We start from the raw sequence: 24,837 nt of genomic DNA on the forward strand, positions 1-24,837 counted from the left end.
ACCGGGTTGTGGCGCATGTCACAAGAATTCTTTCAAGATTCCCTCGACGCTCGGTGCCACCTTTTCAGGTCGCGACGCATGGTCTTCCGCCAAACAGGCAAACAGAAGATGATCCTGCCAGGTCCCGTTAATTAACAGATAGTTGCGTGCGTAGCCTTCCCGGTGGAACCCGGCATTTTCGAGCAGACGGATGGACGGCATGTTCGTTGGCAGACATGCCGCTTCAATACGATGAAGGTTCAACACGTCGAAACAAAACGGCAAGATCATGGCGACAGCCGAGGACATATGTCCTTTTCCAGCGTGCCGCTCGCCCATCCAGTAGCCAAGTGTCGCAGTCTGGCTGACACCCCTGCGGATATTACTGAGTGTCAGTCCGCCGAGGATCTCGTTGCTGCGCGCGCGAAACAGAAGGAACGACAGGCTGCGCCCTTCCTTGCGATCCTTCGAATAGCGGCGCAAGCGGCGACGAAAGCCGGTTCGGGTGAGATCATCGGACGGCCAGAGCGGTTCCCAGGGCTTCAGGAACGCCCGGCTTTCGCCGCGAAGTTCCGCCCAGGGCTTGAAGTCGTACATGATCGGCGGGCGAAGATAATAACCGCCGGCCTCGATCAGGAGTTCGGCGTCAGGTGTTGCTCCCGGCCGTAACAGCGCCATGCCCCACTCTCCGCCTTGTTCTGTCCGACTTACATGGATGCGGCCCGCAGGACCGGGCTTTGCTGAAGCCGTCCTGCGAGTTCGTCCGCAGTCATGATACCGTCAACCGGCCCGATCGCAGTCAGGGTCGGCACCGTGCCCACGAAAGTCTCGTGCGCGACCCTGCGGATGTCGGCAGCCGTCACCGCTTCGATCTTCGAGGAAATCTCGTCCGGATCGAGCACGCGGTTGTGCACGAGGATCTGACGGGCAATCTGTCCGGCGCGGGCTGCCGGGCTTTCCAGCGCCATCATCAGTCCCGCGCGGATCTGCGCCCTGGAGCGGGCGACTTCCTCGTCGGTGATCGTCTGGGTGGCGGCGATCAGTTCGTCCACGATCATCGGCATCAGCGCAGCCAGGTCTTCCTGGCTGGTGGCCGCATGCAGGCCGAACAGTCCGGTATCGGAAAACGCCCAGTGGAAGCTGTAGATGGCGTAGCAAAGGCCGTGCTTCTCGCGGATTTCCTGGAACAGGCGCGAGGACATGCCACCGCCCAGGACCGATGCCAGGATCTGGATGGCGTAATAGTCCTTGGACTTGTAGGGCCGGCCTTCGAAACCGATCAGAACCTGTGCTTCCATCAGTTCCTTCGGCCGAAGGGTTTCCCCGCCGCGGTAGCGTGCTTCGGATTCAGGAGCTGCAGGCTCGGAGTTGAAACCACCGAACTTCTCGCGGGCAAGAGCGACAAGCTCTTCATGATCAACCGCGCCGGCAGCGGCCAGCACCATGTCGGGTGCCCGGTAGCGATCGGCGAGATAGGCGTTGAGCGCGTCGCGGTTGAACCCCTGCACCGTTTCTGGCGTTCCGAGGATCGGCCGCCCGATGGCCTGGTCCGGCCAGGCGGTTTCCTGGAACAGATCGAAAGCCTGATCGTCGGGGGAGTCGTTTGCCGCGCCTATTTCCTGAAGGATCACATGTTGTTCGCGCGTCAGCTCCTGGGCATCGAATGTGGAATTCTGCAGGATGTCAGCGAGAATATCGACCGCAAGCGGCGTGTCCTCAGCCAGGATACGCGCGTAGTAATTGGTGTGTTCGATGCTTGTGGAAGCGTTCAGCTCACCACCGACGGCCTCGATCTCTTCTGCGATGCCACGCGCCGTGCGGGTCTTGGTGCCCTTGAAGGCCATATGCTCCAGAAGATGGGTTATCCCGTTCTGATGCACATTCTCCGCGCGGGATCCGGTTCGCACCCACACGCCAAGAGCCGCCGTTTTCAGATGAGGCATCTGGTCGGTGACGACCGTCATCCCGTTATCGAGGATTGTTGTTTGTACTTTCATATGCTCACACCCCAGCAGTAACGGCCCGGGCGTGATCTTCGATGTATCGCAGCACCACGCCCTGATCCGCCGCCAGAACCTGCTGGCGCTCCTCCGCAGTCATCATATCCTTCAGGTTTTCCGGCAGCTCCGGCCGGTTTCCTGAAGCCCTTTCCACCGCATCCGGGAATTTGGCCGGATGCGCCGTGCCCAACACCACCATCGGTGTCTCACCGTTATCATGGTCTTTCGCCACATGGACACCGATTGCCGTGTGCGGGTCCAGCAGATAGCCTGCCTCGTTCCACAGTTCGGCAATGGTCGATGCCGTTTCATCCTCGTTGCAGCGGCCTGCTCCGAAGACCGCGCGCATGGCGCGGAGCGGACCTTCCTCGATCTCGAAACTGCCGGACTGGCTCAACTGGTTCATCATGCGCCGGACTGCCGCGCCATCGCGTCCGCAGACCTCCGCCAGAAGTCGCTCGAAATTGGAGGACACCTGGATGTCCATGGACGGAGAAATGGTCGGCGTCACGCCGCGTTTTTCATAACGCCCGGTCTTGAGTGTCCGCGCCAGGATGTCGTTGACATTGGTCGCCACCACCAGCTTCTCGACGGGAAGCCCCATCTGCATGGCGGCATAGCCGGCGAAAATATCACCGAAGTTGCCGGTCGGCACCGTGAAGGAGATCTTGCGATGCGGCGCGCCAAGGGCAGCGCCTGCGACGAAATAATAGACGATCTGCGCCAGGATCCGCGCCCAGTTGATCGAATTGACGCCGGAAAGGGCAACCCTGTCGCGGAAGGAGAAATGGTTGAACATTCCCTTGACGATGGCCTGGCAATCGTCAAAGTCGCCGTCGAGTGCCAGGGCATGAACGTTCTTTTCCGCCGGGGTCGTCATCTGGCGGCGCTGCACGCTTGAAACGCGTCCGTCGGGAAACAGGATGAAGATATCGGTGCGCTCGCGCCCGCGGAAGGCCTCGATCGCAGCACCGCCTGTGTCTCCGGATGTTGCGCCGACAATGGTCGCGCGCAAGCCGCGCTCGGTCAGGACATAGTCCATCATTCGGCCAAGCAGCTGCATCGCGACGTCCTTGAACGCCAGCGTCGGGCCGTGGAAGAGTTCGAGGATGAAAGTGTTCGGTCCGGTCTGGACAAGCGGCGTCACGGCCGGGTGGCGGAAGCCGTCATAGGCTTCTGCAATCATGGACTTCAGATCGTCTTCGGGAATGGCGCCGGCCACGAAGGGCGAAATAACCTCGAAGGCAACATCCTGATAGGGTTTACCGGCGAAAGACGCGATGGTGTCGGCATCAAATTGCGGCCAGGTTTCGGGTAAATAAAGTCCGCCGTCGCGTGCGAGCCCCTGTAGCAGGACATCGGAAAATTCCAGAACTGGTGCTTCACCACGCGTACTGATGTATTTCACCGCGCAACGTTCCTCTTGCTTTGTTTGTCGCGGGACGCCCGCGTCCCCTGCCTGTTTGCCAGACCTCTGATGCGAGAAGGATCAGCCTACTTGAATTCCGGCAGATTTGAAACAAACCATGCCATTGATGCGACTTACGCGCCATAACATTCAAGCGCAAGTCGCTTTTGGCTAAAATGATGACCGTGGAGAGACAAGTTTTGCGAAACCGGCCGTGACGTCAGCGCCGTCAGGCGTGCCCCGCATCGGCATAAAGCATGGCGGGGTCGATACCCATGCTGGCAAGCGCGCGATGCCATTTCTTGTCGGAGGCCTGATCGAACAGGATTTCCGGATCGGCCGGAGCCGTCAGCCACCCATTGGCCTGGATTTCGTTTTCAAGCTGCCCCGGAGCCCAGCCCGCATAACCGAGGGCCAGCATGGCCTGGTTGGGGCCGGTCCCTTGCGCAAGCGCCCGCAGGATCTCCAGTGTTGCCGTCAGGCAGATGCCGTTATCAATGGCAAGGGTCGACTGGTTCAGCATGAAATCGTCGCTATGCAGCACGAAGCCGCGTTCGACCTCTACCGGGCCACCCTTGTGGACGCTCATGTCGCGGACTTTCGACGGCAGGCGAATGGCACCATCGTCGTTGACGATATCGAGTTGAATCAGAAGCTCTTCCAGTGACAGATGGCGGGCCACCTGGTTCACCACGAGGCCCATTGCGCCCTGGTCCGAATGAGAGCACAGGTAAATCACAGAATGTTCGAACCGGCTGTCTGACATGCCCGGCATCGCAATCAGAAACTGACCTTCAAGGGAATCTGTTGCTGCGGATCCGGCCATGCGTACCTCGTTTTCTGTTGACGCTCTCTGCCCAAGGGGAGCATAGCCCCTTTGCCGGGCTTTGTTAATGTCTGTTTGTGCTCGCCGAATGGCAACCGGCTCACTTCAGCGTCACAAGGATATGACCTGGATTGCCCAGTCTGGCCGATGACGCTTGCCTGAAACTCGTGTAGCAAAGAAGGCATGAAACGCTCTGTCCTTGCCCTTGCGCTCACTATTTTTGTTTTTGCTCCACCCGCCCATGCCGCCATGACCGGCTGGACGGAAGTTCAGGGAGGCGCCGTCAGGCTGATCGCCTCGGGCCCCATGAAGGACGGCCATTATGAAGCCGGTTTGGAGTTCCTTCTGGAACCGGGCTGGCACACCTATTGGCGCTATCCTGGCGAAGCCGGAATTCCGCCCCAGATCGATACGACCGGAAGCGCAAACATCAAGACCACCGAGGTGCTCTATCCTGCGCCGGAGCGCTATGACGACGGCTTTTCTGAATCGATCGTCTATCACAATGGCATTGTTCTGCCTCTGCGGGTCGAACCTGAAAATCCCGGTCAAACCGTGACGCTTTCCCTGGACGTTTTCTTTGGTATCTGCAACGAGATCTGCGTTCCCGGAGAGGCCTCCCTGACGCTTGATCTGACCCCGGATGACCAGACCGACAGCCTTGCCCAGACACTGATCCTACGAGACCTCGAGGCCGTGCCTGCCAAGCAGCCGTCCGCGGATCTGAAGATAAGTGCGATAGCCCTGTCGGCATCGGGCGATGCAGTGGAGATCGAGGTCCAGGCGCCTGACGACACCACGCCGGATCTTTTTGCAGCAGCTCCCGAAGGCTCCTATATCGGCCTGCCTAAACCTGCCGGCCAAGGTGGTGAAAAGACACTCTGGCGCTTGCCACTCAAAGGCATGAAAACAACTGAGACCGACGACGATCTGCGCCTTGTGCTGACTGCGGGCGGTCGGGCGGTCGAGCAGCTGTTTCCCATTGATCCGGCCTGGGTGAAATAGAAACTGCCTCCTGCCGGTCTGTCTATCGAACCGCTTTTGCCTCAACTTCCCTCGACGGACGGCCAACAAAGCCCTATCTGTGTCGCGGGGCTGCCGTTTCGCCGCAGCCGGTCAATCAAGGGATATTCACTATGACACTTTCTGTTGGGGATCGTCTTCCTGAGGCAACATTCAACACCATGACCGCGGACGGCCCCGGCGAAATATCGACCGGCGAGCTGACATCCGGCAAGACCGTTGTGCTGTTCGGCGTGCCGGGTGCCTTCACCCCGACCTGCCACATGAACCACCTGCCGGGCTTCATCGAGCATGCGGAAACGCTGAAGAACAAGGGTGTCGACACCATTGCTGTCCTGTCCGTGAACGATGTCTTCGTCATGGACGCCTGGAAGAAAGCCTCCAGCGCCGGCGACAGCATCACGTTCCTGTCAGACACGGCTGCCGGCTTTGTCGAAGCCGCAGGCCTCGGCCTCGGGCCGGCACCGATCTTCGGTCACCTGCGCTCACAGCGTTTCGCGCTGATTGCCAAGGATGGCGTGATCACCTTCCTGGCTATTGAAGACGCTCCGGGCGAAGCCGTAAAGTCCGGTGCCGCCGCAATCCTGGAAGCACTCGGCTAAGCTGTTTGCAAGCTTGCAGGAGAAATGATGAAGGGCCCTGCGGGGCCCTTTTTTGATCGCCCCCTCTCAGCAGATCATCCCGGACGCGGAGATCGGTGACCGGAGAGCCGAGGGCTTTTCAACCTGCCTGCCGACAAAAGTGAAGCAGTGGATCCCCGATCCCGGCTCGCGCTTCGCTTGGCCGCGACGACGACCGAGAGCCTAGGTTCTCCTGCCCCTCCGGGGCCACGTTCCTTCGTGTCACGAGGCCACCAGCACCACCTACTTGGTCGACGTTTCGCCCGCCTGCCGTTTGCGCGGCCAAAGGATACTTGCAGCGTAAGTGAGGTAGACACCGATCAGCGTTGCCGCCAGACCGAACCAGGTCAGCGCATAGCCGAGGTGGTCGTTCTTGAAATGAACGATGGTCTCCCCCGCCTGCGGCAGACCGGACGGCGGCGTGAAGGAAGCGTCGAGATCTATGCTGAAGGGAGCCAGCCTGGCGGGATCGAGGCCCAGTTCTGCTGCCATGGCATCCGTATCACGTGCGAACCAGATACGATCATCCCGACCGGGTTCCGGCGTTGTCCAGTTCGGTTTTTCACTCAGCCGCAAAAGTCCGGTCAGCTCCCAGGCACCATCAGGCGGCGTGATTGCCTTTTCGCGCGAATCCTTGTCGAGCCCTTGTGGCAGGAAGCCGCGGTTGACCAGAACGATCCACTGCTGATCCGTTTCGAAAGGTGCATAAACCATCACCCCGGGCCCGCTTACTGGCCCGATCGGATCAGTCAGCGCGGTGTAATAGAAAACCGCCCCTTCCAGGAAACGTCCGGTGAGCCTGACATGGCTATAGTCGTCAGAGGGGGCAAGGTCGCCCCAGGCCCCAGGTTCGGGTGCTGTTTCCGGCGGGGTCGAAACACCGGCTTCCACCTGTTCGATGAGGTTTTCTTTCCAGGCCAGGCGGTCGAGCTGCCAGAAACCGAGATTGAGCAGAACCACCAGAGCCACGATGGCAGCGAGTGTCGGGATAACGAGTTTACGCATGAGATTGTCTTCCCGGGACCTGCCCGGTCAATTGTCGTCCTTGCCGGTGTCCAGTTGACCTTCGGCAGCCTTGTGCCGGAACTGAAGCGCAATCATGAGGCCTTTCAGCGGTCGAAGCACTCCGCCGGCCAGCAGGATCGTCAGCGGTAGCCAGAGGACCAGGTGTACCCAGATCGGCGGCTGGTAGGAGAGTTCGACGAAGAGCACCAGACCGACCACGATAAACCCGACGATCATGATGACGAAAACCGCCGGGCCGTCACCACTGTCGGCGAAAGAGTAGTCGAGCCCGCAGGCCATGCAGGATTTCTTGACGCTCAGGAAACCGTCGAAGAGCTTCCCCTGGCCGCAGCGCGGACACTTGCCCGACAGGCCTGCGGAAACCGGATTGACCGGTGGAAAATGCGCCTTGTCTTCCATGATGTGCCTCAAGCCTCAGCTGAAATGAAAACGCCCGATCCGGTGGCCGGATCGGGCGTTGCTCGTGCCGGTTTGGCGCGATCCTAGTGAGCGGCCGGTGTGCCTGCGCCCCAAATGTAGATGGAGACGAACAGGAACAGCCAGACGACGTCAACGAAGTGCCAGTACCATGCGGCAGCTTCGAAACCGAAGTGCTTCTCGACGGTGAACTGACCAGCCAGTGCCCGGAACAGGCAGACGGCCAGGAAGATGGTGCCGACGATAACGTGGAAACCGTGGAAACCGGTCGCCATGAAGAAGGTCGCGCCGTAGATGTTGCCGCCGAAATCGAACGCAGCGTGCATGTATTCGTAGACCTGGCAGACGGTGAAGAGAACACCCAGCAGAACCGTAAGGGTCAGGCCCCACTTCAGGCCATCGCGGTCATTATGCAGCAGCGCATGGTGTGCCCAGGTGACCGTGGTGCCGGAGCACAGCAGGATCAGGGTGTTGAGCAGCGGCAGGTGCCAGGGATCGAATGTTTCGATGCCGGCAGGCGGCCAGTGACCGCCAGTTGCCTCGACACGGGCATACTGGATGGCTTCGCTGGTGAACAGCGATGCATCGAAGTAGGCCCAGAACCATGCAACGAAGAACATCACTTCAGAAGCGATGAACAGCAGCATGCCGTAGCGAAGATGCAGCGAGACCACCCGGGTGTGGTGACCCTGAGCGGATTCGCGAACGGTGTCGCGCCACCAGCCGAACATCACATAAAGGACGATTAGCAGCCCGATAGCGAACAGGCCCCAGCCGGTGAGATCCAGGCCAAGCAGCACGAACTCCGTGCCCTGTGCATATTTCATGAAGCCGATGGCACCCAGTGCCATGACGAATGCACCGACGGATGCGATGAACGGCCACGGACTCGGGTCGACCAAGTGGTAATCGTGGTTTTTGGTATGTGCCTCAGCCATCGGCAAGCTCCCCAAAGACAGTCATTTCAAGCGCGGATGCGCCAATCACTCGAATTTTGTTTCAGCTGCGGCCTTCTCGGCCTTTGCTGCAACAGGACGTTCCGGTTCTTCTACCGGGAAGAAGGTGTAGGACAAAGTGATTTCCTTCACGTGTTTCAGCTCAGGATCCTTGTCCATTTCCGGGTCGACGAAGAAAACGACCGGCATCTGAACAGTCTCGCCGCTTTCCAGCGCCTGCTCGGTAAAGCAGAAGCATTGCAGCTTGTTGAAATAGGCTCCGGCCGTCGGCGGCGACACGTTGAAAGTCGACGTGCCGACGGTCCTGCCGGAACCCGTGTTGGTTGCCACATATTCCAGTTGAGCGGTTTCGCCCATCTGGAGCGTGACCGAACGCTGCACCGGTTTGAATTTCCAGGGCAGCTCGTGATTGACGTTGCCGTCGAAGCGCACGGTGATCTTGCGGTCGATGATCACGTCGCTTTCAGCCGTGGCAACCTGCGTGGTGCCACCAAACCCGGTGACACGGCAGAAAAGATTGTAGAGCGGCACGGCGGCATAGGCCGCCCCAACCATGAACATGAACACGCCAGCGCAAACCACCGCGACCTTGCGGTTGCTGCGTGACAGATTTGAAGTGTCTTGTCCGTTGCTCACACGATCTCCCTCAAAGCGCCCGGTCCAGGATACCGGGGCCCAGTTTGACGATGGTCACGACATAGAACAGCACGACGAGGCCGCCGAGCACGCAGGCGATTGCAATCGACCGCGACCGGCGCTTCTTCTTCTGCTCTTCGGTGAGCGCAATGCCCTGCTCTTCCTTGGCCATCACGTCACGCTCCTGCAATCAGGCTCTCGCCCAGAAGCAGGGCAAACAGCATGAACAGGTAAAAGATTGAAAACTTGAACAGACGCCAGCACGCAGCCTTCGCCGGATCGCCCTCGCGCTTGCGCCAGACGTCAAAGGAAAGGCCGACGAAGATGGCACTCAGAAGAGCGGATGCGATGCCGTAGACGGGGCTTGCAAAGCCAAGCAGATAAGGCGCGACACCGATAGGTGCGAGCAGGATGGCGTAGGCAAGAATATGATGCCGTGTCACGGTCTCGCCGGCGACAACTGGCAGCATCGGTATCTTGGCGGCCTGATAGTCGCCGTTCTTGACCAGTGCCAGCGCCCAGAAGTGCGGCGGTGTCCACATGAAGATGATCAGGAAGAGCACGAAGCTTTCCAGGCTTACACTTCCGGTAACGGCTGCCCAGCCGATCATCGGAGGAAACGCCCCGGCTGCGCCGCCGATAACGATGTTCTGCGGCGTCGAGCGCTTCAGCCACATCGTATAGACGATCACGTAAAAGAAGATGGTGAAGGCCAGGAACGCACCGGCAAACCAGTTGACCAGAAGGCCGAGCAGCACAACCGAACCGATGGACAGCGTCACACCGAAGGCAAGCGCTTCCTCACGCGTGACCTTGCCGGCCGGGATCGGCCGTTTGCGGGTGCGCGTCATGACTTCGTCGATGTCGGCGTCGTACCACATGTTGAGCGCGCCGGAAGCGCCCGCTCCGATGGCAATGCACAGGATCGCGACAATGCCCAGCACTGGATGCACGGAGCCCGGTGCCAGCATCAGGCCGACAAAAGCGGTGAAGATGACCAGAGACATCACACGCGGTTTCAGGAGCGCCACATAGTCGCTCACCGATCCCATGCCGCCGTCCCAGACAGCGGTTTCCTGGCTCATCGTATCCTGGCGCTCAACGAGCGACATAGGCGCGTCCTTTGAATTCTTGTTTTCAATCGCGATCCGGGGATCGCGTCCGGGTGCACATGGCCCGGCAGTTTTTTGAAAGGGAGCACCGCGCCGGCAACCGGCGCGGTGCTGATCTTGACCGGGAGGCGAACCTCCCTCCGCGAATTACTTGATGCGCGGCAGGGTCTCGAACTGGTGGAACGGCGGAGGAGAAGACAGGGTCCACTCCAGGGTCGTTGCGCCTTCGCCCCACGGGTTGTTGCCGACGACGCGCTTCTTGGAGAACGCTTCGACGATGCCGAAGAGGAACACCAGAACCGCGAAGGCCGAGATGTAGGAGCCGATGGAGGAAACGAAGTTCCAGCCGGCAAACGCATCCGGATAGTCGACATAGCGACGCGGCATGCCGTTCAGACCCAGGAAGTGCTGCGGGAAGAACACCAGGTTCACGCCCACGAAGGTGATCCAGAAATGGGCCTTGCCGATCGTCTCGTTGTACATGTAGCCGAACATTTTCGGGAACCAGTAGTACCAGGCCGCGAAGATGGCGAACACGGCGCCGAGAGACAGCACGTAGTGGAAGTGAGCAACCACGAAGTAAGTGTCGTGGAACGCACGGTCGAGACCGGCGTTGGCGAGCTGCACACCTGTCACACCGCCGACGGTGAACAGGAAGATGAAGCCGATTGCCCAGACCATAGGTGTGCGGAACTCGATGGAACCACCCCACATGGTCGCGATCCACGAGAAGATCTTCACGCCGGTCGGAACCGCGATCACCATGGTGGCGGCCACGAAGTAGGCCTGCGTCTCGGAGGACATGCCGACGGTGTACATGTGGTGCGCCCACACGATGAAGCCGACGACGCCGATGGCGACCATGGCGTAGGCCATGCCCAGGTAACCGAAGATCGGCTTGCGCGAGAAGGTGGAAATGATGTGGCTGATGATGCCGAAGCCCGGCAGGATCAGGATGTACACTTCCGGGTGTCCGAAGAACCAGAACAGGTGCTGGAACAGGATCGGGTCACCGCCACCGGCAGGTGCGAAGAACGTGGTGCCGAAGTTACGGTCGGTCAAAAGCATGGTGATGGCACCAGCCAGAACCGGCAGGGACAGCAGCAGCAGGAACGCGGTGATCAGCACGGACCAGGCAAACAGCGGCATCTTGTGCAGGGTCATGCCCGGCGCACGCATGTTGAAGATGGTCGTGATGAAGTTGATGGCACCGAGGATCGAGGAAGCACCAGCAATGTGCAGGGCCAGGATCGCCAGATCCATCGCCGGTCCGGGCTGACCGGACGTGGACAGCGGCGGATAGATGGTCCAGCCGCCACCGACACCGTTGGAGCCCGGAGGACCTTCAACGAAGAGGGAGAGAAGCAGGAGCAGGAAGGCCGGCGGAAGCAGCCAGAAGGAGATGTTGTTCATCCGCGGGAACGCCATGTCCGGCGCACCGATCATGATCGGCACGAAGTAGTTGGCGTAACCGCCGATCATGGCCGGCATGACCATGAAGAAGATCATGATCAGACCATGTGCGGTGGTGAACACGTTGAACAGGTGCGGATCACCGAAGATCTGCATCCCCGGCTCCTGAAGTTCCATCCGCATGCCGACGCTGAGCGCGCCGCCAACGATACCTGCCATGATAGCGAACATCAGGTACATGATACCGATGTCCTTGTGGTTGGTCGAATAGACCCAGCGGCGCCATCCGGTCGGATGGCCATGTGCCGCATGTGCTTCGGTCGCAGCCATTTTGGGCTCCCTCTTTCAGACTTTCTCAGCGGCGCTGCATGTCATCGCGCGCATCGCCAAACAGGATCGCCGCCACATTATTTCGCGGCGACAGAGATCTCTTCCAGCTTGCCTGCAGCAGCCACTTTCTTCGCATCGGCGATCGATGCCAGGAGCTGCTGGTTGGCAGTGTCCAGATCGTCCTGGGCGGCAGTTGACCAGGTCTGGAACTGATCCTTGGAAACCACCCGGATCGCGATCGGCATGAAGGCATGGTCCTTGCCGCAAAGCTCGGAACACTGACCGTAGTAGACACCTTCCTCGCGAGCGTGGAACCAGGTTTCGTTCAAACGGCCCGGGATGGCGTCGATCTTGACGCCGAAGGACGGCATCGCGAAGGCGTGGATAACATCTTCGGAGGTCACCTGGACGCGAACAGTGGTGTCGACCGGAATGACGAGATCGTAGTCAACGGACAGAAGGCGCGGAACTTCGTTCAGCGTCACGCCGCGAGCTTCTGCAACAGCCTGGCGCTCGTCGTCCTTGACCATGATGGAGTCGAAGGAGAGCTCACCCATGTTCTCATCGGTGTACTCATAGCCCCAGTACCACTGGTACCCGGTCGCCTTGATGGTCATCTCGTATTCGGGAATGTCCAGCTGCTTGTAGAGCAGGCGGAAAGACGGGATCGCGATCACGACCAGAATCAGGATCGGAGCAACCGTCCAGACCACTTCGATCATGGTGTTGTGCGATGTCCTGGACGGAACCGGGTTCTTTTTCGCGCTGAAGCGGGTCATGCAGACGATCAGCAGCGCCAGCACGAACAGGGTGATCACGGTAATGATCACCAGGGTGAACCCGTTGAACCAGGTAATGTCGTCCATCACATCGGTGACAGAGGCCTGAAAGCCCAGCTGCCATTCCTTGATGCCGGATTCCGCTGCCAGGGCCGCTGTCGACACTCCAGCAAAAGTTGCCGCCGCACCGGCCATAGTCATGAGACGCTTGAAGACTGCCTTCACGTCCGCGCTCCCTTCCCTCATCCGCCTGAAATGGCGGAAAATGCTAAATTTCCGGACTCAGATCCGGTCCAATCCGGTGCGGCAGTAGCGGGCTTGGCGGCGCTGCGCAAGCCAAATCTGCTGCGTCCTGGCGTTGGACAAGGTCATGAGTTTGACCGGACTATAACCACAAACTCATATAAAGGGCGATGGCTACCATCGGGCATAGCGGCGATGTGCCGCATCATTCCACCGACACCTTTGAGCCGCACAAAAACCACAAGAAACGCCGAGCTGCAACGGAATTTCCAACTTTTCACAGCCACCTGAAGCTCTCTGTCATTTGACACGGGTCAAGGACATGCGAATTTTCGACAAGAATTGCGGCTATTCCTTCGGTTCCTGAACTGCCGGACTGGAAACGTGCGCCGTCATGCGGCAATGTCTGGCCTAGAATTACACCTTGATTCGCCAAGCAGGCCGCATCTCTTTTGGCAGGCCGACCAAAAGCGAACCGGACAACGATTGACTGGAGGATTTCTTGTCAACCCAATTGCCGCAGTCACTGGCTGCCCGCCCTAATGGACGTTCCAGACTGTCTTTTTCCAAACTCGCGGCCGTTGCCGGGATCGTCTTCAGTTCGTTGACTTACGGAAATATGCCCGCCGCGGCACAAGGCGAGGTCCGCTCGACTCACGGCGACTGGCAAATGCGCTGCGACACGCCTCCCGGTTCCACCGGTGACCAGTGCGCGCTGATCCAGAACGTCACTGCGGCCGACCGGGAAAACGTCGGGCTTTCCGTGATCATTCTGAAAACCGCCGACAAGCAGGCCCGCATTCTCAGGGTTCTCGCACCGCTCGGCGTGTTGCTGCCGTCTGGTCTTGGCCTCAGGGTCGACAACGCCGATATCGGCCGGGCCGGTTTCGTCCGCTGTCTTCCGAACGGCTGCATTGCCGAGGTCATTCTCGAAGAAGATCTGCTGAGCAAATTGCAGGCCGGCTCTCAGGCGACCTTCATCATCTTCCAGACCCCGGAAGAAGGGATCGGCATCCCGATTTCGCTGAACGGGTTCTCCGCAGGCTTCGACGCCCTGCCCTGACACGGAAACGCAAGCAACCAAACGAAAGGCGCCCATTCGGCGCCTTTTTTTGTTTCCGAAATCCTGGTGATGAGCCTTGCCGCCTATTCCGCGGCTGGTGCGTCAGGAGCGTTCGCCTCCATCGACCGGCGCGGCGTTACCTTGTGCAGCTTGTCGGCGCCGGCAAACATGCCCTCACGCAGTTGCTGGGCAAGCCGCTCCTCGTCCCGGTCGCGAACGTCTTCCTCGATCTGGTCGATCCGGTCGAGGGGAGTTCCCAGTGCCTCGAGTGCCGCCCGGCCGAAGACGACGCTTGATTCGAAGGTTTCACGAATCTGGAAATCTACGCCACGTTTGGTGAGATCCAGCATATGTGCGCGGTCTGTCGCCCGGCAGAAGATCAGCGCTTCGGGGAAGCCTTCGCGCACAAGGTCGATGGCCTTGCCCATCACCTTGTCGTTCTCGATACACATGGCAACCAATGTTGCCTTGCCTGCCCCAGCCGCCGCCAAAACGTCTGCCCGTGTCGCATCGCCGTAATAGACCTTGTAGCCCTGCTTGCGGGCGTAGGCGATACGATCGGGCCGGTTGTCGATGGCAGTGATCTCAAGACCCTCGGATGTCAGGAACTGGGCCACCACCATGCCGAAGCGGCCGAAGCCGATCACCAGCACGGTCGGAGTTGCCTCCTCGAATGTTTCGATCGACGGGTTTTCAACACCCCGTGCCTTGACCCTGGCCGCCAGCCGGTCCAGCCCGAGGCAGGCAACCGGCGTCAGCAACATGGTCAAGACCACAATCGCGTTCAGCTGGTTGACGGCCTGATAGCTCAACAGGCGTTCGCCGACAGCGGCGGTGAACAGGACAAAGGCGAATTCACCACCTTGAGGCAGCGTGACGGCAATGCGCAATGCATCGGAATTCGGCGAGCCGGTGCCCCGTGACAGAGCCCAAAGGAATATGCCCTTCACGCCCATCACACAGATGACGCCGATTGCGAGGATTTCCCAGTGGGTCATCACCAGGTAGACATCAAGCGACATGCCGACGGCGACAAAGAACAGGCCCATGAGCAAAGACCGGAAGGGCTCGATGTCGGCTTCAAGCGTATGGCGGAAACTCGATTCGGCCAGCAGAACACCTGCCAGGAACGCCCCGAGCGCCATCGACAGGCCGACCGCATGCATGATGCCGGCACTGCCAAGAGCGACGAGGAGAGCGGCTGTCAGCATGACCTCGCGCGCGCGGCTTGCCGCCAGCAGCAGAAAAATCGGCGACACCAGATATCGGCCAGTCAGGATAACGGCAGCCACCGCCGCCAGAACGATGAGGATCTCGCTCGCGATCTGGGTATAGGTGGACGGGCCTTCCCCCGGCGCCAGAATGGCGACCATCGCAAGCAGTGGCACGATGGCGATATCCTGAAGCAACAGGATGCCGAACGCCCGCTGGCCGTAGGCTGAGGAAAGTTGTCCACGTTCCTGCAGGATCTGCAGCGCGAACGCGGTGGAAGAAAGCGCCAGGCCGAAGCCAGCAACCAGAGAGGTGGTGAAGGAATAACCGAACAGCCGCCCTATGGCGTAGAAGGTCACACCGGTCAGAAGCACCTGGGCCGTTCCAAGGCCGAAGATGTCACGCTTCATCCGCCAGAGTTTTCGCGGGTCCAGCTCCAGACCAATGACAAACAGCAGCAGGACGACGCCAAGTTCGGCGACATGAAGCACGTCCTCGCCCGAGCCGAGAAGCTTTAGGCCGTGCGGGCCTATAACGGCTCCGGCAGCGAGATATCCGACCACCGATCCAAGCCCCAGCCTTTTCGCGATCGGAACGGCGACGACCGTCGCGGCCAGAAACACGATCGATTCGGCAAAAAACGGAGGGGCTCCTTCTGCTGCCATTCCTTCTCCTTAACCGCATGGTCACGACACGTCGCCTTCTTGTTTCAGGCGACTTCGGCTCACTTCAACGATATCAGAGAATACGCCCTATCCTTTAATCAAATCCAGCGACTGCAGCAAAAAAGTGCTTTATTTTCAATCAAAGGACAGCCCCACGCGCCGAGAACCGCACAAGCTGATTGCACGTTGGATATTTGCTGCGTAGCGTTGCAGATGTCCGGTGAAAAAGTCTGGCAGGCAACGTCCAGTCCAAAGGCTGGCTATCTATCCCTGTACTCCAAGACGGAGCTCTTGCACCGCATGTCCGATCTGTTTGCCTCAATCGATGCCGCACGCCTTGCCTGCGGGTTTCTGCCGCTGTCTCAGATGATGGAAATCCTGGACGGCAATCATGTTCTGGATCCCTTTTCCACACTGGTTTCCGCAGGCGTATCGGCGGGCAGGAACAACATCTTTTATCCGGGCGTCACGCTGAAGACCTCATCCGGAGCAGAGATCCGGCTGGGCGACGACAACATTGTGCACTCCGGCAGCCATTTCGAAGCGTCGAACGGCAATATTCTGATCGGTAGCAAGAACCAGTTCGGCGAAGGCGGATTTACCGCCAAGGCCAACAGACCCGGCGCGGAAATCCGGATCGGCAGCCATGGCCGGTTCCTCAACAACCCGGCCCTGTTCGGCAGATGCATGCTGGGAGACGGCAGTCAGATCCTCGGTAATATCACGGTCGACAGTTGTACGCTGTCGGACGGAGGCTCCTTTCAGGAAGATGATCCGGACATGAGAGGCGGTCTGCTGAAAGGAAGCGGCGTTGCCAGGAACCTGAGCGTGGCACGCGGCATGGTGATAGCCGGAAACGGGACTTTCAGTTCGGAAGAACTGCTGCCTCAAAGGCACTTTCACCCAAAGCCCTGACTGAAACACACTGATCGCGCAAACCTGTGTTCCGGATCAGATCAGCCGACAAGCCCTCAGGAACGTTTCCAGGCCATCCACAGTCTTGTAGTGATGGCCCTTCAGCCCGACGCTCTGCGCCCCTTCTATGTTTTCCGCTCGGTCATCGACAAACGCACTTTCCTCGGGACCGTAGCCGTAGCGGCCGCAGATGCGCTCAAAGACCAGCGGATCAGGCTTGCGGGCTCCAAACTCAGCCGAGACATGGGCTTTCTCACCGAAAATTTCGACCGTTTCCGGCGCGCAGACGGGCAAGGCATCCTTCAAGAGCATGCCGTTGTTGGTCAGCAGCGCAATGTCTGCGGTCGTCTTCAGGCGGCGGACAAGCGACAAGACATTCCGGCGCGGGCGCATCATCTGCCGGCGCACATCCGCCCAGGTTTCGAAATCGATCGGAAACTCGAGCAGCCTTGCAAATTGCTCCAGATAGGCATCCGCCGTTGCAGGATCTCCCGCCTCGGCTGCATTCTCATGAGGACCGCCCCAGACCGAGAGATCAATATCGGCGGCAGGCCTTCCTGTCAGCTCTTCAAGCAGCTTCAAGCGGATCTGGTGGTCATAGTCGTAGAGCACCAGATCCATATCGAAGATGACGAATTTTATGTCCGGCATAGGTCCTTCCAGGCGGCTTTGTCAGACCGCCGTCCCGCCTATGGTCATGGCATTGATGCGCATGGACGGTTGGCCAACACCAACAGGCACGCCCTGCCCCTGCTTGCCGCAGGTGCCCATGCCGGGATCGAGCTTCATGTCGTTCCCGATCATGGCAACGCGGGTCAGCGCGTCCGGTCCGTTACCGATCAGCATTGCGCCTTTCAGCGGCGCGCCAACCTTGCCGTTCTCCACGCGGTAGGCTTCGGTGCAGGAGAACACGAATTTGCCGGAGGTTATGTCGACCTGACCACCGCCGAAAGACACGGCGTAAATGCCGTCCTTGACCGATGCCAGGATCTCGTCCGGGTCCTTGTCACCGGCCATCATTACCGTGTTGGTCATGCGCGGCATCGGGATGTGGGCGTAGGACTGCCGGCGGCCATTACCTGTCGGCTCCATGCCCATCAGGCGCGCGTTCTGGCGGTCCTGCATGTAGCCCTTCAGGATACCGTCCTCAATCAGTACCGTCCGGCTGGAAGGCGTGCCTTCGTCGTCCACAGTCAGCGAGCCCCGACGATCGGCAATCGTTCCGTCGTCAACGATGGTCACGCCAGGCGAAGCGACGCGCTGGCCCATGAGACCGGCGAACGCGGACGTTTTCTTGCGGTTGAAGTCGCCTTCCAGTCCGTGGCCGACGGCTTCGTGCAGAAGAATGCCCGGCCAGCCCGGCCCCAGCACGACATCGAAGGTGCCGGCCGGTGCCGGAACCGCTTCCAGATTGACCAGAGCCTGACGCAGCGCCTCATCGACACCGCCCTGCCAGTTTTCCGTGGTGATGAAACGCTCGAAGCCTTCCCGACCACCGCAACCGAAAGAGCCGCTTTCCTGGCGTTCGTCATTGCCGGCGACGACGGAAATGCTGAGCCGCACCATCGGACGCACATCGCGCACCAGATGACCGTCCGCACGCAGGATCTCGACCACCTGCCAGGACCCCGCCAGAGACGCGGACACCTGCCGCACGCGTGGATCCTTTGCCCGCGCGTAGGCATCGATTTCCTGCAGCAGCTTGACCTTGTCCTCGAAGCTCGGCCCGCCAAGCGGATTTGCATCGGTGTAAAGCGTCTGGTTGGTGCGCGCAGGTGCCGCCGCATAGCTACCCGAATACCCCTTCTTGACGGCGCTGACCGCATCGGCCGCCCGTTTCAATGCACCTTCGGAGATATCTCCGGCATGAGCGTAACCGGCAGCTTCACCGGCAACGGCTCTCAGGCCGAAACCTTGTGCGGTGTCGTAGTTGGCCCCTTTCAGGCGCCCGTTGTCGAAGACAAGGCCTTCGCTTTGCCGGTACTCGACAAAAAGCTCGCCATCATCCGCTCCATCAAGTGCGTCCTGAGTGATCCGCCTTGCCGTTTCGAGGCCCAGGCCTGAAGATTCGATAAGATCGGTGGTGGAAAGGGTCATCTGTCTGTCCTGATTTCGCCCGGAAGGTCTGCCAATGCAGGTTGCACTGCCAGACCGGGCAATTTGGTTGTTTCTCTCAACATAGGCGTTTTGGCGCGCAAATCATCCCATAAGCGGAGAATTCCACTTGCCAGTCATACGGTACCGCGCGCCGGAATGCAGTCGGGGCCGGGTTACCCTGCGCGGTTTTGAAGCCGATTGTCCCGCAACGGGGAATTGGGCCCCCGGCAAAGCTTTGACTTGCCCTCTCCTGCCAGTCTGCCATAAATGCTATCAAGACTTCCCGATAGACCGACAGCCAAACTGCAGATCATGAACCGCTACGAAAATCCGCGCATCCCCAATGAAGCCCGTGTCCGCTACCTGGACGGCGACTATCAGGTGGAAACACCGGGGACATTCGTGCGCTGTGCGGTCACCGGCACGGCGATCCCGCTGGACGAGCTGAAATACTGGTCTGTCGAACGGCAGGAAGCCTATGTCGATGCCAATGCGTCCATGAAGCGGTATCTGGAAACGCGCTGAGCCGCATCAGGCGAAGTCAAGCAGCCTCATTTTCCGAACTGACGCCTACGTAGCCGCTCCTTGATGAGTGACGCCAGCCTGTCTTCGTCGTCGATCTCCATTCGCACTTCCAGGACGGCCGCACTGGATGCGATCCAGTGGAACAGTTCTCCCGTCGACGTTTCCAACCTGGCCATGTCCTTGGACGTCGTCACCAGCTTGAACCCGGCTTCCTCGGCTTCGGTCAGCAGCGCACGCACGTCGGCTTGCGTGTATTGATGGTGATCGGGGAATTCCCGCGTTTTCTTCACGTCGTAGCCAAGCGATTTCAGCGTATCGAAGAATTTCTGCGGTCTGCCGATGCCCGCAAATGCAAAGAGCCTGCTTCCCGCCAGTTCATCGTTCGGCTGTGGCCGCACATGCGCGTGAAGGATCGGCAGCCCCTTGCGTCCAGCCAGATGCACAGCTTCCTCTGCCGCATCCCCCTCGCCTACCAGGACCAGGCAATCGGCCTTCACGATCTGCTTGGCCGCAGGTGCCCGCAAGGGCCCGGCAGGCAGACACTTGCCATTGCCGAACCCCACGCTGCAATCGACCAGCACCAGGCTGAGATCCTTGGCCAGCGCCGGGTTCTGAAATCCGTCATCCATCAGAAGGACATCAATGGGTTGCTGTTCGGCAAGCCGTGCCCCCGACGGCCTGTCGGCCGCAATCACGGTTGGACCGTACCGGGCCAGCAACAAGGCCTCGTCACCGACAACATCGGCGTCGTGCATGCCGGCATCGACGAGGAGCGGCCCCTTTGCCTTGCCGCCGTAACCGCGCAGCAGGAAACCGGGCCGCAAGCCTTCTTCCTGCAATCTGTAGGACAGTTCGATGGCGAAGGGTGTCTTTCCGGTTCCGCCGACGACGAAATTGCCGACGCAGATTACAGGCAACCGGCTTTTCGCTTTCGGCTTCTTCAACATGCGGCGCCCAGAGACCAGTCCGTAAATCCAGCCTGCCGGCGACAGCAGCCAACTTGCCAGTGTCTGTCCCGGCTTCCACCAGAAGTCGGGCGCCGACTTCATGCGCGGCCCCGCGGCAGCGGATCGTCAGTCGCCGGACCTGCTTTTCCCAACATGGGTTGCAACACTTTCAGGGTTTCGGCCAAGGCACCGCGCCCGGCTTCGACCAGGGCTCTTGCTCTTTCCGCCTGCGCTCGGGCAGCGTCAGCATCGCGCAAAAGACTGCCGACACTATCTGCCAGGTTCTCCGGCAACTCCGCTTTCAGCGAAGCCCGCCGGCTCCAGAAGTCCTTGTAGACGGCTCGGGCGTTCGCAACACGCGGGCCAGTGACCAACGCGGAGCCCGACAATGCAGCTTCCACCGGGTTATGACCGCCCGCATCGTTGAATGAACCACCCAAAAACGTCACCGGTGCCAATCTGTAAAAAAGTCCCATCTCGCCCAGTGTATCACCGAGATAGACATCTGTGTCCGTTTCAATTGCCTGATCCAGACTTCGACGCGCCGCACGCAGGCCACGGCTATCGATCATGGCCGCAATATCATCTGTCCGAACGGGATGTCGCGGCACCAGGACCAGCAGGAGACCGGGAAATTCCTCGGTGAGACGGCCAAAGGCCTCGAGTACAATTTCGTCTTCGCCCGGATGCGTCAGGGCGGCCAGCCAGACCGGACGCGCTCCTGTCTGCGCCAACAGGGCGGTTGCCTGGCCTTCGTCCACGGCCGGGTCCGGTGCATCGAATTTCAGATTGCCGGGCGTTGAAACATTGCGGCAGCCCAACAGGCGGAACCGCTCGCCATCGGCGGCGCTTTGCGCCAGAACCATATCCAGACACCGAAACAGATATCCGGAAATACGCGGAAAGCGCGCCCAGCTTCGATACGACCGGTCCGACAGGCGGCCGTTGAGAAGTACGAAGGGCGTTTGCCGTGAACGCATTTCATCGAAAAGGCACGGCCAGATTTCGGACTCGACCACCATCGCCAGGTCCGGGGACCAGTGGTCGAGAAATCGGCAGATCGGCCCGGGCGCATCGAATGGCATGAACTGGTGGATCGCCCCTTCCGGCAAGCGGCCCTGTGCCAGCTGTGCCGCCGTCACGGTGACAGTGGTCAGGAGCACCTTGTTGCCGGACCCCGTCAGTTCATCAACCAGCGGCAGCACGGATACGGTTTCACCGACACTGGCCGCGTGGATCCAGACAAGCTTGCCTGCTGGCCGGCTTGTTGCGCTCCGTCCGAAACGTTCCCCCTTGCGGGCCGGCAATTCCTTGCCGGAGCGGCTGCGCAGCCAGAAAAGCAGATTGAACAGAGGCGTCAGGGCCCGTGCAAGGCCCCTGTAGAGACTGAAGACAAGGGGTCGCCGGTCAGCCATCCGCCCTTCCGACCAGCTCGTAAGCACGTTTCGTTGCGGCGTTGAGCCCCTCTTCCACCTTGAGGCGATATTCCTCAAGCGTGTCGTCGTCCGCATCGGCGGGAACCCAGATGAGATCACTCACCGCGATGCTGCCCCGGCCGAACGGCAGGTTGACGCTGGCCTTGTCCCAACTGTTCAGCTCGATGCTGCGGCTGGTTGCCACCGCCACAGGCAGGACGGGACGGCCCGAATGCTTGGCAAGCTGAACGATGCCAACGCCAGACTTGCGGGCCGGACCTTTGGGCACATCCGCCGTCATGGCGATGGAATAGCCTTCCTTGAGCGCACGAAGCGCCTCGATGAAACCTCGCATGCCGCCGCGCTTTTTTATCTGGCGTGCGTTCTTGCCGCCGGAGGCACGGATCAGGCCGAGGCCGAGCTTGCGGGCCGCGATCGCGTTTACCTCGCCATCGGCAGACCGGGAAATCATCACCTTGGCGGGCCAGTGAGCCGGCTTGGCGAAGGGCACCATGAAGTGCTGGCCGTGCCACATGGCCACGATAACCGGGAGATCCTGTTCGGAACGTTCGTGCACGCCCTCCGGATCGATCACGAACCGGTTGGTACGGTAGACCAGTTTCAGGTAAACGGCCATCAAAGTGCCGATGCTGGCCAGAACCCAGGGCTGACGGCCGAGGCGTTTTATCATTTGGTGTTTTCGCCTGAGAGAGCTGCGCTGCCTTAAGAAGCCGTTTCCGGATCGAGCAAGCGGTGCATGTGGACGATGAAGTAACGCATATGAGCGTTGTCTACCGTCGCCTGTGCCTTGGATTTCCAGGCTTTGTAGGCTTCGGCATAATTCGGGTAGATTCCGACGATATCCAGTTCGTCCAGATCGCGGAACGTCAGCCCTTCCGGTGATTCCAGCTCGCCGCCGAACACAAGATGAAGGAGCTGCTTCGGAGTATCGGTATTACTCATCAATATCCTCGCTTTCGTCGCTGCAACCGGTCTGTTACCTGATCAGGTCGTCGAGCGCGTCGCGCACAGGCCCGATCAGCGCAACAGGAGCTGCGATCAGGGCCGGGTGGCCGGTCTTGGCGCGGTTGTAGATCAGGTTCCGACCCGACAGGTCGGTCAATACACCGCCCGCTTCCTGCACCAAAAGATCCGCCGCCGCAAGATCCCAATCGCTCGGCCCGCCCCGTGCGGCCCCGACATCGACCCTTCCTGCTGCAACGATCGCCAGCCGATAAGCCAGGGAGCGCAGGATTTCCGTGCCGACAAAACCTGCAGCGACAACGTCCTGATTGGCAACAATGGAATGAGGCCCGGTCAAGGTTGCGCCGGAAAGACCGGTGCGATCTGACACCGCCAGTCGTGCCCCATTGAGCCAGGCTCCGCCGCCTGTACGGGCCAGGAACATCTCGTCCCGGCGCGGGCAAAAGACCGAAGCTGCAACGGGCCGACCGGCCTCGACCACGGCAATCGCCACCGTCCATTCGTCCCCACCCGCCAGAAAAGCCCGCGTGCCGTCAATCGGATCGACAATGAAGACACGCTCGTGGTTGAGACGGCTGCGGTCGTCGGCGGTTTCCTCCGAAAGCCAGCCGTAGTCCGGCCGCGCAGACCGCAGGTAGTCCGCGAGAAAACGGTCTACCGCGAGATCTGCCTCGGAAACCGGCGACATGCCCGCCTTGCCCTTGTACCAGGTCTCCGGATCCTGACCGAAGAAACCCAGTGCAATATCGCCCGCCTGGCGCGCAGCCAACTCCAGCAGGCGCAGGTCCGCGTCCCTTCCGGCTTCATCCAGCCCGATTTCGCTTCGTCCGGTGTCGTTCAGGCCCTTGTCAGCTTCCGGCAAGGGCCATTCCTTCAATCATGACCGAGGGAGTGGCTGCCGAATAACGGTTGTCGAGGTCGCTGCCGGGCACGAGCCGTGCAAACATGTCCTTCAGATTGCCTGCAATGGTGATTTCACTGACGGCTTCTACGATCTGGCCGTTTTCGAACCAGAACCCGGCTGCCCCGCGCGAATAGTCACCGGTAAGGCCGTTTACGCCGTGACCGATCAGGTCGGTCACCAGCAGGCCCTGCCCGGCTTCCGCCATCAAATCTTCCAGCGATTTTTCGCCCGGCATCAATGTGACGTTCGTTGCGCCAGGCGACGTGCCGCTGCCACTGCGGTGCGCCCGGCCATTGGGCGTCAGACCCAGTTCGCGTGCGGAAGCACCGTCCAGAAACCAGTGTCGCAGGACACCGTCTTCAATGACATCGAGACGCTCCGCCCGGGTCCCTTCCCCGTCGAAGGGGCGTGTTGCGGCACCCCGGCGTTTGAACGGGTCGTCAACCACCTGGATGCCAGGTGCGAACACGGCCTCGCCCATCCGGTCTTTCAGGAAGCTGGTCTTGCGCGCAATTGCGGCCCCGTTGATTGCCCCGACAAGGTGCCCGAGAATGCTGCGGGCAGCGCGCGATTCATAAATGACGTTCGCGGTGCGGGTCGAAAGCTTGTTCGGGTTGAGACGGCGCACAGCTCTTTCACCGGCCCTGCGTCCGATCTCCGCCGGTGCTTCCAGGTCTTCATAATAGGTACGGCTGTCGAAATCGTAATCCCGCTCCATGCCGGTCCCTTCCCCTGCGACGGCTGTCATGGACATGCCATAGCGGGACGACATATAGGACCCCTGGAACCCATGGCTGGTCGCCAGAACGACACCGGCAAGACGCCAGGAGGCTCCCGCACCGCCGGATTTGGTGACTCCTTCGACGTCCAGACCGGCCGCTTCCGCTTCCAGCGCAATCTGCGTCAGGTCCTCGGCAGTCATTTCCTTTGTGTCCAGAAGCTCAAGTTCCGGAAACTCCTTCACGAGAAGATCCTGATTGGCAAGACCGGCATAGGGATCTTCCGGCGCGACCTTGGCCATGGCGACGGCACGTTCAGCCAGGCTTGCCGGGTCATCGAGACGGTTGGCTGAGACAGCAGCAGTGCGCTTGCCAACAAACACCCTCAAGGTGACGTCGTCGCCTTCGGCGCGCTCGGTTTCTTCCACCTTGCCTTCGCGAACATCGACCGAAAGCGAGACACCGGTAACCGCAATCGCGTCGCAGGCGTCAGCTCCGGCCTTGCGGGCTGCTTCCACCAGACGGGCTGCCCGGGATTGCAATTCGCTTTGATCAATCAGTTCCGACATCGTGTCCGCTCTTTCGTCTTCTGGTTCGGCAGTTGTTTACGCCCCGCACGGCTG

General features: G+C 60.2%; 26 protein-coding genes. 5 read left to right on the top strand and 21 right to left on the bottom strand.

Going from position 1 to position 24,837, the window contains the following annotated elements:
• Positions 1-18: 18 nt before the first annotated feature.
• From ACP90_RS22905 to ACP90_RS22920, 4 genes are all read right to left on the bottom strand, one after another.
• Entirely contained in the window at positions 19-657 is a 639-nt protein-coding gene (locus ACP90_RS22905; protein WP_023002011.1) for a GNAT family protein, read from the bottom strand.
• A 29-nt stretch (positions 658-686) separates the two neighbouring features.
• A complete protein-coding gene (locus ACP90_RS22910) occupies positions 687-1,976 on the bottom strand; it encodes a pitrilysin family protein (protein ID WP_031269731.1) in 1,290 nt (429 codons plus the stop codon).
• A 4-nt stretch (positions 1,977-1,980) separates the two neighbouring features.
• The gene (gene thrC / locus ACP90_RS22915; protein WP_062490249.1) at positions 1,981-3,387 is read right to left on the bottom strand and encodes a threonine synthase; all 1,407 of its coding nucleotides are present in this window, start codon (positions 3,385-3,387) and stop codon (positions 1,981-1,983) included.
• A 229-nt stretch (positions 3,388-3,616) separates the two neighbouring features.
• Positions 3,617-4,213 (bottom strand): YqgE/AlgH family protein, encoded by a 597-nt coding sequence (locus tag ACP90_RS22920; protein ID WP_062490251.1) that lies wholly within the window; start codon positions 4,211-4,213, stop codon positions 3,617-3,619.
• 183 nt (positions 4,214-4,396) lie between these two features.
• Between ACP90_RS22920 and ACP90_RS22925 the strand changes: the two genes are divergently transcribed.
• Both ACP90_RS22925 and ACP90_RS22930 read left to right on the top strand, forming a co-directional pair.
• Positions 4,397-5,218 (top strand): protein-disulfide reductase DsbD domain-containing protein, encoded by an 822-nt coding sequence (locus tag ACP90_RS22925; RefSeq protein ID WP_062490253.1) that lies wholly within the window; start codon positions 4,397-4,399, stop codon positions 5,216-5,218.
• 131 nt (positions 5,219-5,349) lie between these two features.
• Positions 5,350-5,838 (top strand): peroxiredoxin, encoded by a 489-nt coding sequence (locus ACP90_RS22930; protein ID WP_055657820.1) that lies wholly within the window; start codon positions 5,350-5,352, stop codon positions 5,836-5,838.
• A gap of 261 nt (positions 5,839-6,099) precedes the next feature.
• Here the strand turns inward: ACP90_RS22930 and ACP90_RS22935 are convergent, their stop codons facing one another.
• The 8 genes from ACP90_RS22935 to coxB form a co-directional block, all read right to left on the bottom strand.
• Positions 6,100-6,861, bottom strand: coding sequence for an SURF1 family protein (locus ACP90_RS22935; RefSeq protein WP_062490254.1), 762 nt, complete (start codon positions 6,859-6,861; stop codon positions 6,100-6,102).
• 27 nt (positions 6,862-6,888) lie between these two features.
• A complete protein-coding gene (locus ACP90_RS22940) occupies positions 6,889-7,284 on the bottom strand; it encodes a DUF983 domain-containing protein (RefSeq protein ID WP_031269732.1) in 396 nt (131 codons plus the stop codon).
• Between the two features lie 80 nt (positions 7,285-7,364).
• A complete protein-coding gene (locus ACP90_RS22945) occupies positions 7,365-8,237 on the bottom strand; it encodes a cytochrome c oxidase subunit 3 (RefSeq protein ID WP_062490256.1) in 873 nt (290 codons plus the stop codon).
• Positions 8,238-8,282: 45 nt separating this feature from the next.
• Positions 8,283-8,891, bottom strand: a complete 609-nt coding sequence (locus ACP90_RS22950) for a cytochrome c oxidase assembly protein (RefSeq protein WP_023002020.1) — start codon at positions 8,889-8,891, stop codon at positions 8,283-8,285.
• 10 nt (positions 8,892-8,901) lie between these two features.
• Positions 8,902-9,063: a hypothetical protein gene (locus ACP90_RS28560; RefSeq protein WP_023002021.1), complete on the bottom strand. Its 162-nt coding sequence runs from the start codon at positions 9,061-9,063 to the stop codon at positions 8,902-8,904.
• 4 nt (positions 9,064-9,067) lie between these two features.
• Positions 9,068-10,003 carry a heme o synthase gene (locus ACP90_RS22960; RefSeq protein ID WP_062490260.1) on the bottom strand — a complete coding sequence of 312 codons (936 nt, stop codon included), beginning with the start codon at positions 10,001-10,003 and terminating at the stop codon, positions 9,068-9,070.
• A gap of 147 nt (positions 10,004-10,150) precedes the next feature.
• On the bottom strand, positions 10,151-11,746 hold the full coding sequence (gene ctaD, locus ACP90_RS22965; protein ID WP_062490261.1) for a cytochrome c oxidase subunit I: 1,596 nt from the start codon (positions 11,744-11,746) through the stop codon (positions 10,151-10,153).
• Between the two features lie 77 nt (positions 11,747-11,823).
• Positions 11,824-12,726, bottom strand: coding sequence for a cytochrome c oxidase subunit II (gene coxB / locus ACP90_RS22970; protein ID WP_062491901.1), 903 nt, complete (start codon positions 12,724-12,726; stop codon positions 11,824-11,826).
• 661 nt (positions 12,727-13,387) lie between these two features.
• Between coxB and ACP90_RS22975 the strand changes: the two genes are divergently transcribed.
• Entirely contained in the window at positions 13,388-13,831 is a 444-nt protein-coding gene (locus ACP90_RS22975) for an invasion associated locus B family protein (RefSeq protein ID WP_208992238.1), read from the top strand.
• Between the two features lie 83 nt (positions 13,832-13,914).
• On the opposite strand, the gene ACP90_RS22980 is transcribed toward ACP90_RS22975, so the two are convergent.
• Positions 13,915-15,708: a monovalent cation:proton antiporter-2 (CPA2) family protein gene (locus ACP90_RS22980; RefSeq protein ID WP_023002027.1), complete on the bottom strand. Its 1,794-nt coding sequence runs from the start codon at positions 15,706-15,708 to the stop codon at positions 13,915-13,917.
• A gap of 300 nt (positions 15,709-16,008) precedes the next feature.
• Here ACP90_RS22980 and ACP90_RS22985 point away from each other — a divergent pair, with 300 nt between their 5' ends.
• On the top strand, positions 16,009-16,623 hold the full coding sequence (locus ACP90_RS22985; RefSeq protein WP_062491905.1) for a hypothetical protein: 615 nt from the start codon (positions 16,009-16,011) through the stop codon (positions 16,621-16,623).
• Positions 16,624-16,659: 36 nt separating this feature from the next.
• Here ACP90_RS22985 and ACP90_RS22990 read toward each other — a convergent pair whose 3' ends face one another.
• On the bottom strand, positions 16,660-17,274 hold the full coding sequence (locus ACP90_RS22990; protein WP_062490263.1) for an HAD-IA family hydrolase: 615 nt from the start codon (positions 17,272-17,274) through the stop codon (positions 16,660-16,662).
• A gap of 21 nt (positions 17,275-17,295) precedes the next feature.
• Positions 17,296-18,720, bottom strand: coding sequence for a metalloprotease TldD (gene tldD, locus ACP90_RS22995; RefSeq protein ID WP_062490265.1), 1,425 nt, complete (start codon positions 18,718-18,720; stop codon positions 17,296-17,298).
• Between the two features lie 312 nt (positions 18,721-19,032).
• Here tldD and ACP90_RS23000 point away from each other — a divergent pair, with 312 nt between their 5' ends.
• Positions 19,033-19,245: a DUF2093 domain-containing protein gene (locus ACP90_RS23000; protein ID WP_023002031.1), complete on the top strand. Its 213-nt coding sequence runs from the start codon at positions 19,033-19,035 to the stop codon at positions 19,243-19,245.
• A gap of 26 nt (positions 19,246-19,271) precedes the next feature.
• Here ACP90_RS23000 and lpxK read toward each other — a convergent pair whose 3' ends face one another.
• From lpxK to ACP90_RS23030, 6 genes are read right to left on the bottom strand one after another with little or no spacing between them, the layout of a single operon-like run.
• Positions 19,272-20,294, bottom strand: a complete 1,023-nt coding sequence (gene lpxK / locus ACP90_RS23005; RefSeq protein WP_062490266.1) for a tetraacyldisaccharide 4'-kinase — start codon at positions 20,292-20,294, stop codon at positions 19,272-19,274.
• Entirely contained in the window at positions 20,291-21,607 is a 1,317-nt protein-coding gene (locus ACP90_RS23010; RefSeq protein WP_062490268.1) for a 3-deoxy-D-manno-octulosonic acid transferase, read from the bottom strand. The genes lpxK and ACP90_RS23010 overlap by 4 nt, the downstream gene beginning before the upstream one ends.
• Positions 21,600-22,298 carry a lysophospholipid acyltransferase family protein gene (locus ACP90_RS23015; protein WP_055657809.1) on the bottom strand — a complete coding sequence of 233 codons (699 nt, stop codon included), beginning with the start codon at positions 22,296-22,298 and terminating at the stop codon, positions 21,600-21,602. Before ACP90_RS23015 ends, ACP90_RS23010 begins: the two co-directional genes overlap by 8 nt.
• 32 nt (positions 22,299-22,330) lie before the next feature.
• Positions 22,331-22,570: a DUF4170 domain-containing protein gene (locus ACP90_RS23020; RefSeq protein WP_023002035.1), complete on the bottom strand. Its 240-nt coding sequence runs from the start codon at positions 22,568-22,570 to the stop codon at positions 22,331-22,333.
• Positions 22,571-22,604: 34 nt separating this feature from the next.
• Entirely contained in the window at positions 22,605-23,453 is an 849-nt protein-coding gene (locus ACP90_RS23025) for a 3'(2'),5'-bisphosphate nucleotidase CysQ (RefSeq protein ID WP_197923128.1), read from the bottom strand.
• On the bottom strand, positions 23,440-24,783 hold the full coding sequence (locus ACP90_RS23030; RefSeq protein ID WP_062490270.1) for a TldD/PmbA family protein: 1,344 nt from the start codon (positions 24,781-24,783) through the stop codon (positions 23,440-23,442). Before ACP90_RS23030 ends, ACP90_RS23025 begins: the two co-directional genes overlap by 14 nt.
• Positions 24,784-24,837 lie beyond the last annotated feature (54 nt).

The organism is Labrenzia sp. CP4 (assembly GCF_001579905.1).
In the GTDB taxonomy this organism is placed as follows: domain Bacteria; phylum Pseudomonadota; class Alphaproteobacteria; order Rhizobiales; family Stappiaceae; genus Roseibium; species Roseibium algicola.